The sequence below is a fragment of the Alteromonas sp. 4NH20-0104 genome, assembly GCF_057547795.1.
Genome location: NZ_BAAJLP010000024.1, coordinates 73,932 through 90,310, shown reverse-complemented (window position 1 = coordinate 90,310; position 16,379 = coordinate 73,932). Strand labels below are relative to the sequence as shown.

General features: G+C 50.3%; 16 protein-coding genes and 4 tRNA genes. All 20 read right to left on the bottom strand.

Going from position 1 to position 16,379, the window contains the following annotated elements; all coding sequences use genetic code 11:
• A partial coding sequence (locus AC27IB_RS16685; protein WP_487122332.1) for a GTP-binding protein occupies positions 1-213 on the bottom strand: 213 nt, incomplete at its 3' end.
• A 70-nt stretch (positions 214-283) separates the two neighbouring features.
• A tRNA-Thr gene (locus tag AC27IB_RS16680) sits at positions 284-359 on the bottom strand.
• A gap of 8 nt (positions 360-367) precedes the next feature.
• Positions 368-442: transfer RNA gene (locus AC27IB_RS16675), tRNA-Gly, on the bottom strand.
• Between the two features lie 32 nt (positions 443-474).
• Positions 475-559: transfer RNA gene (locus AC27IB_RS16670), tRNA-Tyr, on the bottom strand.
• Positions 560-572: 13 nt separating this feature from the next.
• A tRNA-Thr gene (locus AC27IB_RS16665) sits at positions 573-648 on the bottom strand.
• A gap of 126 nt (positions 649-774) precedes the next feature.
• Positions 775-1,509 (bottom strand): type III pantothenate kinase, encoded by a 735-nt coding sequence (locus AC27IB_RS16660; RefSeq protein WP_487122330.1) that lies wholly within the window; start codon positions 1,507-1,509, stop codon positions 775-777.
• The gene (gene birA, locus AC27IB_RS16655; RefSeq protein ID WP_487122328.1) at positions 1,499-2,473 is read right to left on the bottom strand and encodes a bifunctional biotin--[acetyl-CoA-carboxylase] ligase/biotin operon repressor BirA; all 975 of its coding nucleotides are present in this window, start codon (positions 2,471-2,473) and stop codon (positions 1,499-1,501) included. Before birA ends, AC27IB_RS16660 begins: the two co-directional genes overlap by 11 nt.
• Positions 2,470-3,462, bottom strand: coding sequence for a UDP-N-acetylmuramate dehydrogenase (murB, locus tag AC27IB_RS16650; RefSeq protein ID WP_296051820.1), 993 nt, complete (start codon positions 3,460-3,462; stop codon positions 2,470-2,472). Before murB ends, birA begins: the two co-directional genes overlap by 4 nt.
• A 133-nt stretch (positions 3,463-3,595) precedes the next feature.
• Entirely contained in the window at positions 3,596-4,576 is a 981-nt protein-coding gene (locus tag AC27IB_RS16645; protein WP_487122326.1) for a hypothetical protein, read from the bottom strand.
• A complete protein-coding gene (locus AC27IB_RS16640; RefSeq protein ID WP_296051807.1) occupies positions 4,576-6,417 on the bottom strand; it encodes a right-handed parallel beta-helix repeat-containing protein in 1,842 nt (613 codons plus the stop codon). Before AC27IB_RS16640 ends, AC27IB_RS16645 begins: the two co-directional genes overlap by 1 nt.
• Complete coding sequence (locus AC27IB_RS16635) at positions 6,414-7,406, bottom strand: MlaD family protein (protein ID WP_296051805.1); 993 nt, start codon at positions 7,404-7,406, stop codon at positions 6,414-6,416. The genes AC27IB_RS16640 and AC27IB_RS16635 overlap by 4 nt, the downstream gene beginning before the upstream one ends.
• A complete protein-coding gene (locus tag AC27IB_RS16630) occupies positions 7,403-8,059 on the bottom strand; it encodes an ATP-binding cassette domain-containing protein (RefSeq protein WP_296051804.1) in 657 nt (218 codons plus the stop codon). Before AC27IB_RS16630 ends, AC27IB_RS16635 begins: the two co-directional genes overlap by 4 nt.
• Positions 8,056-8,847, bottom strand: coding sequence for an MlaE family ABC transporter permease (locus AC27IB_RS16625; protein ID WP_296051801.1), 792 nt, complete (start codon positions 8,845-8,847; stop codon positions 8,056-8,058). The genes AC27IB_RS16630 and AC27IB_RS16625 overlap by 4 nt, the downstream gene beginning before the upstream one ends.
• Positions 8,837-9,556 carry a hypothetical protein gene (locus AC27IB_RS16620; RefSeq protein WP_487122323.1) on the bottom strand — a complete coding sequence of 240 codons (720 nt, stop codon included), beginning with the start codon at positions 9,554-9,556 and terminating at the stop codon, positions 8,837-8,839. The genes AC27IB_RS16625 and AC27IB_RS16620 overlap by 11 nt, the downstream gene beginning before the upstream one ends.
• The gene (locus AC27IB_RS16615) at positions 9,528-10,238 is read right to left on the bottom strand and encodes a tetratricopeptide repeat protein (protein WP_487122321.1); all 711 of its coding nucleotides are present in this window, start codon (positions 10,236-10,238) and stop codon (positions 9,528-9,530) included. Before AC27IB_RS16615 ends, AC27IB_RS16620 begins: the two co-directional genes overlap by 29 nt.
• Positions 10,235-11,251, bottom strand: a complete 1,017-nt coding sequence (locus AC27IB_RS16610; protein WP_487122319.1) for an LPP20 family lipoprotein — start codon at positions 11,249-11,251, stop codon at positions 10,235-10,237. Before AC27IB_RS16610 ends, AC27IB_RS16615 begins: the two co-directional genes overlap by 4 nt.
• Positions 11,252-11,282: 31 nt before the next feature.
• Positions 11,283-12,767, bottom strand: a complete 1,485-nt coding sequence (locus AC27IB_RS16605) for a transglycosylase SLT domain-containing protein (protein WP_487122317.1) — start codon at positions 12,765-12,767, stop codon at positions 11,283-11,285.
• The gene (locus tag AC27IB_RS16600; protein ID WP_296051788.1) at positions 12,745-13,182 is read right to left on the bottom strand and encodes an LPP20 family lipoprotein; all 438 of its coding nucleotides are present in this window, start codon (positions 13,180-13,182) and stop codon (positions 12,745-12,747) included. Before AC27IB_RS16600 ends, AC27IB_RS16605 begins: the two co-directional genes overlap by 23 nt.
• Positions 13,179-13,562 (bottom strand): hypothetical protein, encoded by a 384-nt coding sequence (locus AC27IB_RS16595; RefSeq protein ID WP_296051786.1) that lies wholly within the window; start codon positions 13,560-13,562, stop codon positions 13,179-13,181. Before AC27IB_RS16595 ends, AC27IB_RS16600 begins: the two co-directional genes overlap by 4 nt.
• Positions 13,563-13,564: 2 nt before the next feature.
• A complete protein-coding gene (locus tag AC27IB_RS16590) occupies positions 13,565-16,369 on the bottom strand; it encodes a fibronectin type III domain-containing protein (RefSeq protein ID WP_487122314.1) in 2,805 nt (934 codons plus the stop codon).
• Between the last annotated feature and the right edge of the window lie 10 nt (positions 16,370-16,379).

Below are 16,379 nucleotides of genomic sequence, written 5' to 3'. Positions count from 1 at the left end.
GTCATACTCTACGTGTGAAGTAGAGATGGTGATACCACGAGCTTTTTCTTCAGGAGCGTTATCGATTTGGTCAAACGCCTGAGCCGCACCACCGTAAGTCTTTGCAAGAACAGTAGTGATTGCTGCAGTCAGAGTGGTTTTACCGTGGTCAACGTGGCCGATAGTACCCACGTTTACATGGGGTTTCGAACGTTCAAACTTTTCTTTTGCCATTTTTCTAATATCCCAGCAAAGTACAATGTTAGGTGAATTTACGTATTATTACATGAGCTGGGGAGAAATATGGTGCTGATAGGCAGATTTGAACTGCCGACCTCACCCTTACCAAGGGTGCGCTCTACCAACTGAGCTATATCAGCACGGGACTTGGAGCGGGCAGCGGGAATCGAACCCGCATCATCAGCTTGGAAGGCTGAGGTAATAGCCATTATACGATGCCCGCATTCCTAATTCTCTTGCCACACTCATAGAAAGTGGTGGAGGGGGCAGGATTCGAACCTGCGAAGGCTGAGCCGGCAGATTTACAGTCTGCTCCCGTTGACCGCTTGGGTACCCCTCCAGAGATTGATGAATGGTGCCGACTGCCGGAATCGAACTGGCGACCTACTGATTACAAGTCAGTTGCTCTACCAACTGAGCTAAGTCGGCTCCTCATCAAGTGGGTGCGAATTCTAGAGTAATGAATCACTCAGTGCAATAGGCTTTTGCGAAAAATTTTCTTTTTTTTGACTGAGTGGTTATTAATTTACCACCTTGTCGTTTAATTGAACAAAATCAACCAAAAGAAGCTTTTTCAGCATAGCGGGCAAGGCCGTCTATCACCAAATTCGCGGCGCTGAGACTATCACCGTCGCAAGCACTTGTCAGCAGTTTTTTGTCGCCACCGGTAAAAATAATGACATTTTCTTTAAATTGATCGTTTAATCGCCGCCTGGCTGACCAAAAAACACCCTGTAAGGACGCAAGGCAACCCATCGCCACGCATTCTTCTGTGTCATTGGCGGCAGATAATTGGTCCGGAATGGTCTCATTTTCAAAAACCCGGGTGGTATTCGATAACAATGCTTTTTTCATTGTATGGAAGCCCGGAGCTATCCAACCGCCTAAATGTTGACCATCTGCTACAAAATCGACTGTCACTGCCGTACCGGCATCAATCACCGCAAACGGTTTTTCGGTTAATTTTGCAGCACCTAAAATGGCCAGCCAGCGATCCACCCCCATTCTCGTAGGATTTTGATAACTATTTTTTATGCCGAAGGCTTCGCTTTCGGTTTTCACTGCGCAAAATATAATCTTCTGTTGCAGGCAAAGTTGCGCTAGCGCGTCCTCTACTGCCGGTTTACCCACATTGGCCACAAATACATGTGAAATGCTGGCAGCTTCTATATATGTAATTAATGCCGACAAATCATCTACTGTGGTGATCTTGTCTGAGGCCTCGGATAACAAACGGAATTTGATCCGCGTATTGCCAATATCCACAAGCAGCACATTGTTAATTTGCACGTAAACTTACCTCTCCTCCGTGGAACCGGGTTATGCCATCACTCGTTTCCAGCAGTAAAGCACCACTGGCATCGATACCCCGGTTAATACCACTGATTCGTTTGTCGCCTGTTTTTACCACTACCGTGCGGTCTGCAAACCAGTCAAGATGTTGCCATTCTTCAATGTAGGGTTCAAAACCACGCTGAGTAAAATCAGGCAATAGTGTCCAAAGTTGTTCAATAATACGCGCCGCAACTTCATTCCGATCGACGTTCGGACCGAGCACCTGGCTTAAGTCAGTATGCGGCTGGCCCACATTGTATTCGTGGGGCGGCACCATTACGTTTAAACCGATACCAATAATACAGTCTGCTGGTGCGCCTATCTGGCCTTCTACCTCAATGAGTACGCCGGCCAGTTTTTTACCAAACAGATAAACGTCGTTAGGCCACTTTAATCGGGCATCGTCCACACCGCAGTCTTTTAAGGCACGGCATATTGCTACGCCCACCAGTAGCGACAGACCCGCCATGCCCTGATAGCCATCACTAAAACGCCAGTACATGGAAAAAGTCAGACTGCCGCCCACCGGTGCCAGCCACTGCCGGCCATGACGCCCACGACCAGCCGTCTGGATTTCAGCCAGCACCGTATCACCGTTCGCCCGCACCCGGTCGGTATTTTTCAATTCGGTATTAGTTGATTCGATGACCTGCAGCACACTTACATCAGCATAGGGCTTATCACTCAGAACTGCGCTAATGCTTTTTTCATCCAGCAGTTTCAGGGGCCGGTTCAACTTATAGCCTTTCCCTTTAACCTTAAAAACATCAAGGCCCCAGTCTATTAGCTGGTTAATGTGCCCGGCTATTGCCGTGCGGGAAAGATTTAATGTTTGCGCCAGTGTTTCACCCGAGTGGAATTCACCGTCAGACAGCACGCAAAGTAACTGTTGTCTGACTTCGCGGGATTTATTTTTCATAGTTCGACACGTCCTTGTTTACCCAGCAGCCTTACTTCCGGGCTCAGCGTTACGGAGAAAAGCTGAACAACCTTGTGCTGAATTGCCCGGGCCATGGCGAGCAGCGCCTGGCCTGTAGCATGATGTTGATTAACCAGTACCAATGGCTGGCGGTGATAGCAGCACACTCCATCCTTACACTGGCCCTTAAACCCGGCACGATCAATAAACCAGGCTGCCGGTACTTTTACCTGTTGGTCCGATACAACAAAGCCGGGAATGGCCGGATGGGTTTTCTTAAGTTCATTATATTGCGTAGTGGTAATGGTCGGGTTCTTAAAAAAACTGCCCGCATTGCCTAAAACGGCAGGATCGGGCAGTTTTTGTTGCCTGACGTCTATCACTTTATTGAATATGTCAACCGGTGTCGGGTTATCCAGCGCAGCGAGTTCTGCATAAGCCGTTACCGGTGCAATGTCTTCTGCCAGCCAGAAGTGTACATATGTCACTACCCAGCTCTGCGCTTCTGCTCGTTTAAAGATACTGTCGCGGTAACCAAACCGGCATTCGCTTTGGGTTAACGAAAACTGCCTGCCCGTGGCCACGTCGACCACTTCGACTTCACGAATACGCTCACCAGCTTCCAGCCCGTAAGCACCAATATTTTGTATGGGCGCAGCGCCAACAGAACCGGGGATTAAGGCCAGATTCTCCAGGCCGCCCCAGCCTTGCTCTACCGTATAGGCCACCAGCGTATGCCAGTTTTCCCCGGCGCCGACCCGCAGGCTCACACCACCAGGCTCGTGACAAACTTCCACACCGGCAATTTTATTTACCAGCACCTGGCCATCGTAATCTTCGGTAAAAATCGTATTGCTTCCCTCACCCATGATATAGCAGGGCGTTTCCCGAGGGTAAAGGTCGAGTAATTGCTGCACCGAGCAAAACTCATGGAGTACGCGGCAACGGCTGGCGATACCAAAAGTGTGACGTTGGGATAAATCAGGCATAGACACAGATATTAATCTTCGAGGTCGTTTAGTATGCCTCAAAAGATACTGGGTTGGCTATGCTGGCAACAGCGTTGCTGTGGTCAGGGTGGGCGGTAACCGCCCACCCTGACCCGTTCAGAAAAAGAAATTCCTAGTCCAGGACGATGATTACGCCGGCTTCATTAAAAAAGCCTTTATCATTAAGTTCGATGATCCGTTCGGCGTATTCACTGGCCAGCACAATTTCAGTACGGGTATCACCGTAAGTACGCAGTGCTTTAACTAACAGCGGCCGATTGCCGACCACAGGATGCTGTACAGCAAAATCTACATCGCGGGCAAATAGTGACACTAACTGACCACGCTCCAGCAGACGTTCGTTTGAAGCCGCCTGGTCCGGATACACCACAGCACCACGCAACTGACGAATTTTCGGACTTAACGACGGAATGAAATTACTCCCGCGGGCGTCCACCACCAAACCGGTGGGCTGTAAATCGGCAGCAGGAGCTGGTTGTGCTTCCTGGCGACGGTTGTCACTGAGCTTTTGCTCAATCACCGACAGCCGGCGGTTCAGCTTTTCCATCTCCTGAAGCCACACTGGCGATTCCAGCTCTACATCATCCTGCGCATACGCTTTGCTCACCAGGGCTCCACTGAGCCAGTCCAGTGTTGTGTGGTAAAAGCTTTGCAAGCCGGTTTCCTGATACACTTCCTGATAAATCGTTTTCGAGGTTTTACCGCCCAGATTAATGACCATCTCTATTTTACAACTACCGTCGCTGGCCGGTGTGCGACGGGTTATCCGGGCGTTGCGGATGATCCCTTCAACTTCACTTTTGACTTTGTCGTTGCTGAGCATGTAGTTATCGATAACGGTTGTCGCCGTTACCCTGACACCCTGGGTAGCTTCCAGCAAATTACGCTGCGCATCAACCACCGCCGCACGGCACGCCAGTAACGGGCCAGCCTTGCCTCCAACACTGGCCGGTGGCAAGCCGTAACCTTCGGCAGAAATTTGAGCAGTAGTCCAGTTAACCTTGCCTCCGGCCGCAGTCCATTCTTCATAATGAGCGTCTGCAGCGATGCTACTGCTACTTAATAGCGCCAGCGCGAATCCAAGCTTTCTCATTATTTAGTCCTTACTTTACCTAAAATTGACGTGGGCGATGGCGCGGGTAGCCACTTATTGCCTTCAGCGATAACTTCATAGCTGGAGGCATTCTGAATATGAAACGGGAAGTTATTTTGTAGTGAACAATCCGACATCGTCAGTTTCGCATAATCACTCACTACAATACCGGCCGTGTTACTGCCATCAATCACACAGGATCTGAGGGTCACATTGGCCTCGCCTTCAATACTTAACGCCGTAAAGCGGCTGCCGGTGATCTCGATAGCTTCCAGTAGTGGCTGGCCGGATTTCACCAGAATGCCAATCCCCGCCCCCGTCATTTTTACGCCGGAGATTTGGGTGGGCTTGGTATTGTTGATAACCAGGTAAGGTTCACGGCGTGCCTGTTCACCGCTCGCACGAATCTGGATATTCTGTTTCAGCCCCCAGAAGTAAGCCTCACCATTAATTTCAATACCCGCACCGCTTTCAAACTCCAGTACCACGCCAGGTTCCACATAGAGCTCGCTATCTTCAGCAAAGACCACTGCGCCCTTTACCTGATATGGACTAAAAGTCTCGGTGAGCGACAGGATCCCGGTGTAGTTGCCCTGCAACGGGCCACTGACGAAGGTTTGTTTTCCCACTTCCTTAATATAGGTCGTCAGAGTCAGCGCTTTAGCATCACTGGTGTTACCGGCCTCATCGATGGCGACCACTTCATAGGTACTTTTACTGAACGCTTCAGAGTCGATATCCAGGTTCACAAACGAGTCACTGCTCTGCTGCAATACTTCACTACCGTTTTCGTCGGTTCGGGTTACCTTATAGGCTGCCGACATGTCGGCGTCCTGCCAGGCCAGCTTAAGGGTGGTTTCGGTCTGACTACCAACCAGATTGGTCACCGCAGGAGGCGCTACGTTATCAAAATTGACCAAACCGGTAATACTCAGCAACGTATTGGTACTGCCATCGGTATCCTGCAGGATGCCGGTAACCGGCACTCGCTGCTCGTTCCAGTCTGGCTGAATCGGGATTTCACTGATATACACCCCGGGTTCCACTTCCTTAAGCTCGGTACGCAACTGATTTCCCAGCTCCACAAAAGCCTGCAAGCCGGCCTCACCTTTCACACCCACTTCTATCACGTCGCCATAACGCAGCCATTTGCCGGCTTTATCATGTATCACCGATTCAATAAGCGGTCCGGCACTGCCTTTATAAAAACGCGGCTGCGGAAACTCAAACGCGACTTTACGGCCCAGTTCATCGGCCGCCGCTAACAGATTTTCATCATCCAGATTCATGGCGGCGATGGCGGCGTTAAGTAACAGGCCCCAGGCTGTGGTGGATACGCCGCCGGCACGTTGGGTTACCTCATGCTCGCCGGTCCAAACCACATCGCCTTTGGTATTGTATAAAGACAGTTTAATCCCAAGCCTGATTTCTGAGTAAATACCGGCAAAGAATCTTTCGAAATCAACCACTTCACCAACTAACACACCTTCAACACCCAGATAAGAAGCCATTTGCGTATGATCCAGGGGCCCTGACGGCAGCCGTTTGTCCACTTCCCCCGGGTGCATAACAGAGAAATTCCGCCCGGAGAGCTGGCTATTGATAACCTGACGAAGCAGCGGCCCGGCGACCTTCTCTTCGGTAACGTTGCTGAACGGTAAAATGGCAATACTTGATGGAATGGCCTGTTGTTCACCGCTGGTGCCCGTATTGTTTTCTACCTCACTGCTGGTTGAACGTTGGGGAGGCCCCACCAGCACCGTATCTTTGGTACTTACCGTACAACCGGCCAGTACCAGACACACCGCGCCTAACCACAGGCGCACAGACAGCTTATTCATGACTCGGGTTCTCCTTCAACAGGCGGTTGCCCCTCGGGGCCGTACAGGGATTCATCAGGCGGGAATAAACCATTATTTTCAGGCCGTTTGCCCGGCAGTGACACAGGCTCCCCGCCCTGTAATAACCAATGTTGACGTAACTGGCGGGTAAGGCCATTTACTTCAAATAATAAATTGTTCAGCAATGCCTGGGTTTCGGGCATTTCAGCCACAGTCGGCTCCATATTGACCGCGATGGCATTGATACTTTCAATCAGCTCAGCCGACTGTTCTGCCACGCCGGCAAACGTGGCAATGTTATCATTAACGGTTTGCGAGCCTTCCTGTAAGGTGGTTTCCATCACCTGCATGGTCCGCTGCATCTGCTTGAGCACATCCGGTAACTGCTGGCTGGCAGCGGTCATACTGGAGGTCAGTGCCGCCACATTTTCCAGGCTTTTGGTTAGCGAATCCTGGTTGTCGCTGACGTTAGTGACAATCTTATCGAGATTAACCAGAATGTCTGCGACCTTCTGCGAGAGCGCCTGGACATCCCATTCCTGCATCAGGTCCTGGAATGATCGGGGCTCTTCGGCCTGCAACAATGCGCCGTTTTTAAGCTGACCCGCCGTACCGGGAATAAAGGCAATGGCAGCTCCCGAGAGGACATTGTCGATCGCCAGTGTAGAATCAATTTTTAATCGGCTGCCGCCTCGATACAATGCCTCGTATTCACGCTGCATCACCAAATCCAGCGCAACCTGCCCTTGCGGACTTAACCGGATACTGTCTATCCGGCCCACGCTGACACCGTTTATTTTAACCGGCGAGCCCACACTCAGGCCAAACGATGAAGAAAGGTTAGCGCGAAAATGTAACTGGTCGGCATGCTGCTCCTGCAAATCCTCAAATAATAACCAGCCGGCCAGTAAAACAGCCACAATCACAAACAACCCCAGCAGTGTATCCTGCGCTCGGGAAGACAGCGACTGTGAGGGGGCAAAGCTCATTGTACTTCCTCCAGTTGGTGGTTGTGGATTGCCAGTACGCGGTCGGCAAAATCAGTGCGGTCGCCGGCTGTCACGGTCATCACTACGGCATACTGATGCTGTTGCTGTTCCCTGAGCAACACATTTAGCATATTTTCACGCATTTCATGTGACATACCACTTTGCACTTCATCCAGTAAGACCAGTTTAGGTCGAAACACCATTGCCCGTAATAAGTTCATCATCCGGGTTTGCACATCATTAAGCTGATGCGGCTCCAGTGCCAGTAACTCACTCATTGCCAACGCTTCTGCCAAAGGCTCAATGTGATTGGCAATTTCTTTCTCCGACATTCTGGTATGGTACAACATCGGAAAGGCAATGTTATTGTAGTTGGTAAATATACTCAGTAAGCCACCCGCTTCAAAGGCCATACAGGTAGCTTTAAACCGGGCTTGCTCGGTCATATCTTTAAGCGATAACCCTTCAATAATAATATTGCCGGCATCCGGTTCACATAAACCTGCGGCCAGTTTTAATAAACTTGAACCACCATCCAGCACGCCGGTTTCGATACAGATAATTTCACCGCTGTTTACCCGCAAATTTAACTGTCTGAACACGACATTATCGTTATAACTAAGGTCTACGTTGTCAAACTGCAAACAGGTCATAGGTACACCAGGTACGACAAGCCTACATTCAGGACAAAAAATGCAAACAGCTGAAAGGTATTCGAATTAGAAATGGCCCGGGACACATCGGTAAATCGGTCCTGTACATTGTAACCAAAAAACAAACTGGCCAGGCCTATCAGGCAACCGCCCACCAGCGCTTTGGTCATACTCACCACCACCTCGGTAAAGGTTAGTTGTTGGAGCAAAGCGCGGATAAAGGCCATCAGCGTAATCCCTCCCTCGTGATAAAGTTCAATCACCGCATAAGAGGTAAACACGCAAATCAGATTAAAATAGAAAAACATCAACAGTAAAGACAGCGGAAAAGCAAAGAACACCGGTAGCAGGAATACTAACGCCGGACTCATATTCACCGCAGATAACGCGTCAAACTGACGGTATAGTTGCATTTGCCCGACTTCGGCTGTCACCGCAGACGCTGATCTGGCAATCAGAATGATGCCGGAAATTAACGGCCCGATTTCGCGAATAACCACGATATTAAAAAACTGCGCATAATAATCGATAAACTGCATGTTGTTGGGAATGACCGAATAGGCCTTAGACATGACAAACACACCCAGCAAAATGGCAATGATGGTGTTTATAGAGGCGGCTCTGAGCCCGGAATTATACAACTGGCGCTTGAACAGCAACCAGAAAATACGTCTGCGCTGAGGCTTTAGCAACTGCGGACAGGTGTTCAAGGCCAGTCCCAGCAGGCCAATAATCCCCACCAGCACACTGCCATAACGCCGGGAGCGCAAACCAATGCTACTGAGCATGGACCATATCCCGTCGCCAGGCTCTTACCAACTCGGCTTTGGCCGACTCACCCAGCTCATTCAACAACAACGCGGCCCGGGAAGCATACTCTGCGGCAGCTACCGAATCGCCCTTATTTTGCTGTATTTTTGCCAGCAGAAAATAACTGTCGGCCATATTGTGCCGGGCATTGAAACGTTCAAACAATGACAGGGCTTTTTGCAGCGCCGGCTCACTGTTTGCCGCTTTGCCTGACAAATAGCATTGCAGCGCCTGCCATTCTGTTGCCTCAGAATCGGCAAGACATCGCTCCACACTGAGTTCAAACATCGCACTGTAGGATGTATCCCCCGCAGGCAGTACCGCCATGGCCCGGGCATAATCCTGACGATTCCCCGTAATAAAGTAGTGCGCCAGATGCGCCCTTGCCTGAGCCAGCTCATCGCCCTGAATAATAGCTACGTCCAGCAATGCCGCACAGTCATTGGTATCGCCGGTGGTGGCTACGCCCCGCTGACATAGCTTCCACAACGCTTTAGCCATAAGTGGCAGATTTTGGTTCTGATAGGCTTCACTGGCGATATTACGCATCGCGTACACTGCAAAGCTCTGGTCCTGGGCTAGTTGCTCATAGCGTGCAGTCAGCGACGGAGGCGGCGGTGTGCTGCCGCAACTCCACAACAGGGCTGCACCACAAAGACTAAGTACCCGGAGTATCGCCGTGTGCATAACTTAGCCTTACCATACGAGTGAGTGTATGGAGATTATCTTCCGTGTTTACGTAGCGGTTAAGCAACGTCATGATTTCGTCCTGCGTCATTTGTTCCTGCATAAAGTGAATACTGCGGCGCAGGGGTTTTAACTCATTGGTTGAAAGTTGAATTTCGAGTAAATCAACAAAGTCATCGTAGTCGCCTTTTAAAAATAACTTGCGACTACGGCGCATAAAATTCCAGTCGGAGAACTTGCGCAGATACTTCGACATCACCGTACCTAAGGCAAATGCCATGGCCATGGCGATCAAATCAAAAAGCTTATCAAGCGTAAGCTCTTCTAACTGCTGCGCCTGTTCGCTGACCGACGCATCGGAAATAGACCTTATCACTTCAATACGACGGGCCGCCAACGCATTAAGTGGATTGATCTCCAACGCCCGACGAAAAGCCACTTCGGCTTCCACTATCTGTTTATTCTCATACAACGCATCGCCGTATAGCGACAACAACATATCGTTGCCAGGGTATTGCACGGTGGCCTTTTCCAGATACCGGATGGCTTCGTCGTACTCGCCGCTTTCAATCAGAATTTGCGCTTCAACAATGGCTACTTTAGGCGACGCCAGTGCCTGTGGCTGGCATAACAACACCAGCATGCACAATAAGAGCCCCTGGTAGCGGGTAACCTTTATCATCTTGCAATAACTATCATTACTTCTGCATTACCCAGCGCTTTTTGCAGGGTTTGTTGTGATTTCAGTAAAGCCACGGCGGCATCGCTGATCACTAAATCAGAACGACGCGACTTGTAAGTACCTTCAGCAGGAATAATAAACGGCTTTACGGCAATTCGCGCATTGCGCACTGCATCGTTAACATCGAAGTCGTAGGAAACCGGGCGGCTGCTAATGCGGCCCTGGGTTAAATCATCCGCTGTCGGATAAATGATATCGCCTTTCTGGTTTCTGATGCGCGGAATGGTAGCCAGTTCAAAGTTGCCAATCTGGCTTGCATCAATCAGTACCCCGGTAAAGTTACTGTTGCTTTCGTAAAAATCAATTTGTTGCTCCAGTTGAGCAATCACCTGGGGTTGGGTTTGCGATTTCAATAAACGGGTAATTTCCTTGACCAGCTCCAGTTGGTTAGGGTTATCAATAACAAAGTGTTTTTGCGTGGTCTCTGCGGCACCTGCCGTCGGGAACAACGTCATTGACGGCCACTCAATCTGCTCAGTCCGGGCCAGCACCCATTGTACCGGTTTATCGTACCAGGTAGCGGCGGTCATGCCATTTTTAGCGACTTCGGGGGCAATCATCTGAATAAAGCGACCATCCAGTGACATCGTCATCGTCACGGTTGCCACGTCGTTCTGATAATGGTCGGCCGTCATTGCCGCCCCTTTTATCATCGCTTCGAGGCTGGTTTTCACCGTATCACTTTGTGCCACCATCTGTTCAACCACCGTTTCAGATGACACCCGCACGCCTTTGATCATTTCGGCGAGATTACGGTAAGCATCGAGCTGGGCTGCCCGACGAGCCAGCAAACGCTGTTTAACCAGTGGCACATCATCTGGCGCGACACCATAACCATAGGCAGAAATAACCCCGGATGACCAGTTGATTGAGCCTCCCGGCTTTTGTTCAACGACCTCTTCTGCATTGGCGAAACCGGTCAGGAACACACACATCAAAGTTAAATATCGCATTGTCTTCATCGTTGCTCTCACTATCAATCGGTTAGGCATCAAACTGCTTATACTTGGCCATTCGGGTTACCACCTTCTTAAGGTAGTTTTTAGTTTCCTGCGCCGGTAGATTTTCCATCAGATAGGCATAAACAGCTTCCGGCGCCATGCCATTAATGGTCTCTACTGCGGCGGTGATACTTTTGCGGCCGGTAAAGGTTTTGGCCACGTTACCCACCCCGGTGTTGTAGCTGGCTACCGCACAATAGAAGCGCGCCTGTGGATCGGTTATTTTCCGCAAATAACGGTGAGTCAGCAGATGAAAATACGCAGACCCCAGCTTCAGGTTATTATCTTCATTAAACAGATAGTCAGCACTTACTATCTTTTTCTCGCCATGCACAAATAGGTGGGCATCGAGGCCAGCGGTTTTTGGTACAAGCTGCATTAAACCAAATGCGGGAACCGGTGATACCGCTCTCGGGTTATAGCTCGATTCAGTTTCAATTATCGCCATGATCACTGAGACCGGCACATCATACTGCTCAGCGTAGCCTTTAATATCGTCGAAATACTGCTTAACCAGTTTTTCCTGATAACCGTTAACGAATTCAATTTTCAGTTGTAAGCGGGTTTGCCCGCCTTCTTCCACAACACTGAGCACCGGCATGGGCGCAGGCACAGGAAAGGGCTTAGCCTGTTCGGCAGGCTGCGTGGCTGCCGCTACCTGAGCTTCCGCTTCAGGTGGCTCCGGTATAGCAGGCTGCTCGACTGTAACGGGTGGTTTTTGTACAGGTACAGCGACGAGTTGCGGTGTTTGTGCCGGCTCTTCATTGACCTTTGGCTGCGGCCGGGGCTGTCCTGCATCCGCTTTGGTAAGTTGTTGCTTTTGAGCAACTTTACTTACTACCGCGCTGATATCCACCGATTCAGATTCAATTTCAAGTTGAGCCGCAGCAGAAAAGTCCTGCTGCAGGGCGTCCGCCAGGCCTTCGAGCTGGCCGCCAATGGTGTCGGGCAGCACACTGGCCAGAGACGAATCGGTAGATGATGTAATCTCTATCGGCTCTTCGGTGACCTCTGCCACCTCTTTAGTGACTTCCTGGAGCAGTACATCCTGCTCATCCAACTCGGCCGGTGTGGCGGTGGCAATAGAGGATGACATTTCCATCAGTTCAGCCACCCGTTGCTGCAGATCTTCACCTGGCTCTATCAGGGTTTCTATGATCAACTCGCCCGACTCAAAGTCGGCGATAGCCCGGCTGCTCATGGTTTTGTTATAGGTCACCCAGCGATGTCTTTCGGGTAGTGCGCCATCGGGCCACTTCACTTCAATCCGCTTGGTCAGGCCGCGAAAAGCGCGGTCGATTGCTTCATCTACCGCCTGGAAGATGTCGTCGATCCGTTTGGTTTGGTTGTCAAATTCAGCATCCATCCGGGCGCTGATTTCATCGAAATCATCCACCGACTGCGCTGCTGCAATCGGAGTTAAGGCCAGCGATACCGCCAGAAAACTAATACTGAGTACTGGCCGCATTACTGATCGCCTCTAAACTTTCCCGTTCTTTGCAAATCTCAGCTTCGTTGGTTAAACAAACTCCCAGCACCACTTCGGCAATCCAGGTGCCTTCCTGTTCGTAAACCTTTTCGTCTACCACTACCGTACCCTGCAACCAGGTTTTTACCCGTGTAGCAATAATGTCACTTTTGACTTCGTATTCTTCTACGGTAGAACCTGCGCGTAGCTCAATACCTTTAACCTGTTCTGACAACTGTCGTTGCGCATCAAGCTGTGCGGCGCGTTTAGCCAGCATCCGGGCCTGGGCATTGGTTTTCGCCATGGCCGGATCCACGGTTCCGAACCCTTGCGCGGTAACAACACCGGTTAAATCTTCCGCCTGGGCACTACCGATAAACCCGGCAACCAGCAGTACTAGTAGTTTTAACTTCATGGTTTGATTCCTTTTTGCTTAAGCACCTCGTTGTAGACATGATTGACCAGGTCAATCTCTACGCCTTCCCGCACTGAGTCCATTAGCTGATCAACCACTTCCACTTTAAACGCACCGGAAAGCAGAAACTGACGTACGCTCAATAGTTCACGCTTACAGGCTATGGGGGCATGAGCAATGGCAGAATTCACATCGTTCACTTTTAAATATAGCGTGCCTTTGGCTAATACACACTCACGATACTTGTCGCGTAGTCCTTCCAGTTCTTTTGACTCGCTGACCTTCTTGATAGCGGAATACTCGTTGGCCACTGCTACATTGAGACCGGAAAACACTGTTATTGCCGAGCACAGCAATATCAGCCTGGATAATTTGATCATTTTTAGTTCCCTTCTGCACGCGGTGCAGTGGTGATTTCAGCAGAAGCAGAGACACTTCCCTCTAACTCGTCTTTGTCGACCGCCGTTACCCGATAGCAGTAACTGCGGTTGCCGGAAACATCCGTATCGACATAATTTGCCGTACTAACGGCCGCCAGCTTTCTTACATTACTACAACTTGAGCCACGGTATACCTGATAGAAGTCAATGTCGGTTTCAGCAGACGCTTGCCACTGCAACACTACATTAGGGGTCGACTCAAGGGCGGTTAATCCTTCAACCCGGGCCGGTAGAGGCTTGGTGGTTGCCTCAGCCACTGCCGAGGCAATGCCGTTGGCGTCATATAGATTATACGCCAGTATTTTATAGCGGTAGGTTTGACCATCATCCAGTTTGCTGAAAAAGCTGCCTTCATCAACATAACGGCTTGCCGTACGACTGCTCAGTGTTTCCAGTAAAGCAAATTTCCCTTTCTCTTCACGGTAGACTTTGTAGCCCTTGATGTCGTCGTCATTGGCCGGCTGCCAGGACAGTGTCACTCGTTTTACCTGATTACTTGTGGCAACAAAATTCTCAGGCGCTGCCGGTACCGCCTTGGTAGTGGCCGTCACGATATTCGACTTTTGCGTTTCCTTATCTCCGTCAACAGCACTAATGGTATATTCATAGCTCACCCCATCAGCGAGGTTGCGGCGGTCGTTATCAGAATAGCGGGTAATGCTTGGCGTAGTAATAGCGGTAACCAGCTCCCACCGGGTAACTCCCTGAACCCGTCGGTACAACTTGTAGCCATCAATATTCTTATGCGCAGACCAACTTAAATCAGTCCGCCTTAACATGCCCTGACCTGCAACGCTAAGGGTGATTTCATCCGGACTGAGAATACTGGCAAAGGCGGAGGGATCGCTGCGTAAACCGTCTTTATCCTCTGCCACAACATAATAAGAGGTCTGGGCATAAGGTTTAACGTTGGCATCAGTAAATACGGATTCGCTGGCGGGTACCGTTGCAATTTCCTGCCAGCTTTCATTATTCCAACGACGGAATAACCGGTACTGCTTAATATCCACCTCATTGGACGGCGTCCAGCTAACACGGAGGCTGTTATTCTCTACTGCCAGCGTCGGGCTGGATGCCTCATCGGGACGAGGCTTGGTTTGCACGCTTTTCGTCTCGGAAACAAAGCCAACGCCTTTAAACTGATTTAATGCCACCACCAGGTAATGATAAGTGGTGCCATCTTTTAGCGGCTTGCCGTTGTCTACCCCGTCAACAAACTGCGTTTTGCTGGCGCCGGTTATATCGATTAATTCATCGAGCAGGGTATCCTGACTCAATTCGCCTTCGGTTCGATAAATCCGATAACCCATCACGTCATCATCACTTACCGCCTGCCAGTATAAGTGGGCTGATTTCACTCCGCCAGACACACTGAACTCTGACGGTGCTGCCAGTTTTTTGGTTTCCTTACGGGTGATATTGGAAGGAGCAGAAGCAGATAGCTGATCGAACAGGCGAACCTGGTACTCATAAATCAAACCATCATCCAGGCCCTGTTTATCCACATACATACCGTTGTGGCCCGGATTAATTTCACCCACCGTTTGCCAGGCATTGGTGCCTGCACCACGTCGTTCAATTCTGACACTGTATTCCGACGCGGCCGGTTGCCACTGTATCGTGACTTCCCGGGTTTTCAACTCGTTAGCCGCATTGAGCACAATAATGGGTGCGCTGGTTACCATCACCGGCGGTGACTTGGCGCTTTCCTTTCCGCTAACGGTAACGGTCGCTACAGCAAACTCGTAACTCTTATCGGCTTCCATCAGATTGATGGCCGATACTGAATAGTTAATTTTACCGCTATCTTCAACTTTAACGGCCGGTGCCCAGACTCCGCCTACTTCACGGTAGTACACCTGATAAGCGGCGGTTTTTTCCCGGTTGGCAATAGACGGCACAAAGTCCAGTTTAACCCCATTGACATAAACCTGATGCTGCAGGATAGACGGCGCAGACACATCCGCACTGGCCTGGGCTTTCGAAATACTGGCTTCACTTACCAGCCCACCGTCCAGCTCATCACCGGTTTCCAGAATAATATCCAGCCGGTAATAAAAGGTACCACTTTGAGGGATTTTGGTATCGACGTAGCGCGTTTCCGTAGTGCTCTCAACAAATTCGAACGGCCCGGCCTGTGACTCACCGCGGTACAGGTTATAGTAAAACACCGCACCGATATCGGCCGTTTGCCAGTTCAGTACTACCTGTTCGCCCTTCGCCTCACTGCTAAATTTTGTCAGTGCGGCACTGGCCTGTGCAATATCCGGCTGCACCGACAGTGCGCGGCGGATCCGTCGTTCCAGTGATTCCACAATTTCAGGCGCCCGGGTGACTAATTCTCCCTGGGTTTGGAAACTTTCCTGCCATATAGCCGCCTCACGACTGTTAGACACATCAATGAGTTTAAAATCCACAATAATGGTGGCGCGCTTAATGTCGATAGAGCCCGATAATATAAAGTTAACGCCCAACCCATTACCATACTCAATGATTTTTTGCGTGTCAGCCACCTGAGCACCGCCAATACGGTACAGCCCCTCTTCCATCTGGCGCCGGGAAAGTAACTGATAAGTCTGAGACCGCTCGAGCTCTTTACGCATGGAAAAGAGCAGATCACCGTCCAGGCCGATGGCATCAATACTGGCCGGTGACAGGTTAAATAGAGCGAGGCTGGTTTTTGCAAAAACAGTGGATGGTAACAACAACATTACCATCACAACTGCTCTAAAGATTACTGCTTGCATATCCCTCGCC

Excerpts from the sequence above, each read along its gene's own strand:
- birA (WP_487122328.1), bottom strand. The coding sequence starts at position 2,473 with ATGAAAAATAAATCCCGCGAAGTCAGACAACAGTTACTTTGCGTGCTG.
- murB (WP_296051820.1), bottom strand. The coding sequence starts at position 3,462 with ATGCCTGATTTATCCCAACGTCACACTTTTGGTATCGCCAGCCGTTGC.
- AC27IB_RS16645 (WP_487122326.1), bottom strand. The coding sequence starts at position 4,576 with ATGAGAAAGCTTGGATTCGCGCTGGCGCTATTAAGTAGCAGTAGCATC.
- AC27IB_RS16640 (WP_296051807.1), bottom strand. The coding sequence starts at position 6,417 with ATGAATAAGCTGTCTGTGCGCCTGTGGTTAGGCGCGGTGTGTCTGGTA.
- AC27IB_RS16635 (WP_296051805.1), bottom strand. The coding sequence starts at position 7,406 with ATGAGCTTTGCCCCCTCACAGTCGCTGTCTTCCCGAGCGCAGGATACA.
- AC27IB_RS16630 (WP_296051804.1), bottom strand. The coding sequence starts at position 8,059 with ATGACCTGTTTGCAGTTTGACAACGTAGACCTTAGTTATAACGATAAT.
- AC27IB_RS16625 (WP_296051801.1), bottom strand. The coding sequence starts at position 8,847 with ATGCTCAGTAGCATTGGTTTGCGCTCCCGGCGTTATGGCAGTGTGCTG.
- AC27IB_RS16620 (WP_487122323.1), bottom strand. The coding sequence starts at position 9,556 with ATGCACACGGCGATACTCCGGGTACTTAGTCTTTGTGGTGCAGCCCTG.
- AC27IB_RS16615 (WP_487122321.1), bottom strand. The coding sequence starts at position 10,238 with ATGATAAAGGTTACCCGCTACCAGGGGCTCTTATTGTGCATGCTGGTG.
- AC27IB_RS16610 (WP_487122319.1), bottom strand. The coding sequence starts at position 11,251 with ATGCGATATTTAACTTTGATGTGTGTGTTCCTGACCGGTTTCGCCAAT.
- AC27IB_RS16605 (WP_487122317.1), bottom strand. The coding sequence starts at position 12,767 with ATGCGGCCAGTACTCAGTATTAGTTTTCTGGCGGTATCGCTGGCCTTA.
- AC27IB_RS16600 (WP_296051788.1), bottom strand. The coding sequence starts at position 13,182 with ATGAAGTTAAAACTACTAGTACTGCTGGTTGCCGGGTTTATCGGTAGT.
- AC27IB_RS16595 (WP_296051786.1), bottom strand. The coding sequence starts at position 13,562 with ATGATCAAATTATCCAGGCTGATATTGCTGTGCTCGGCAATAACAGTG.
- AC27IB_RS16590 (WP_487122314.1), bottom strand. The coding sequence starts at position 16,369 with ATGCAAGCAGTAATCTTTAGAGCAGTTGTGATGGTAATGTTGTTGTTA.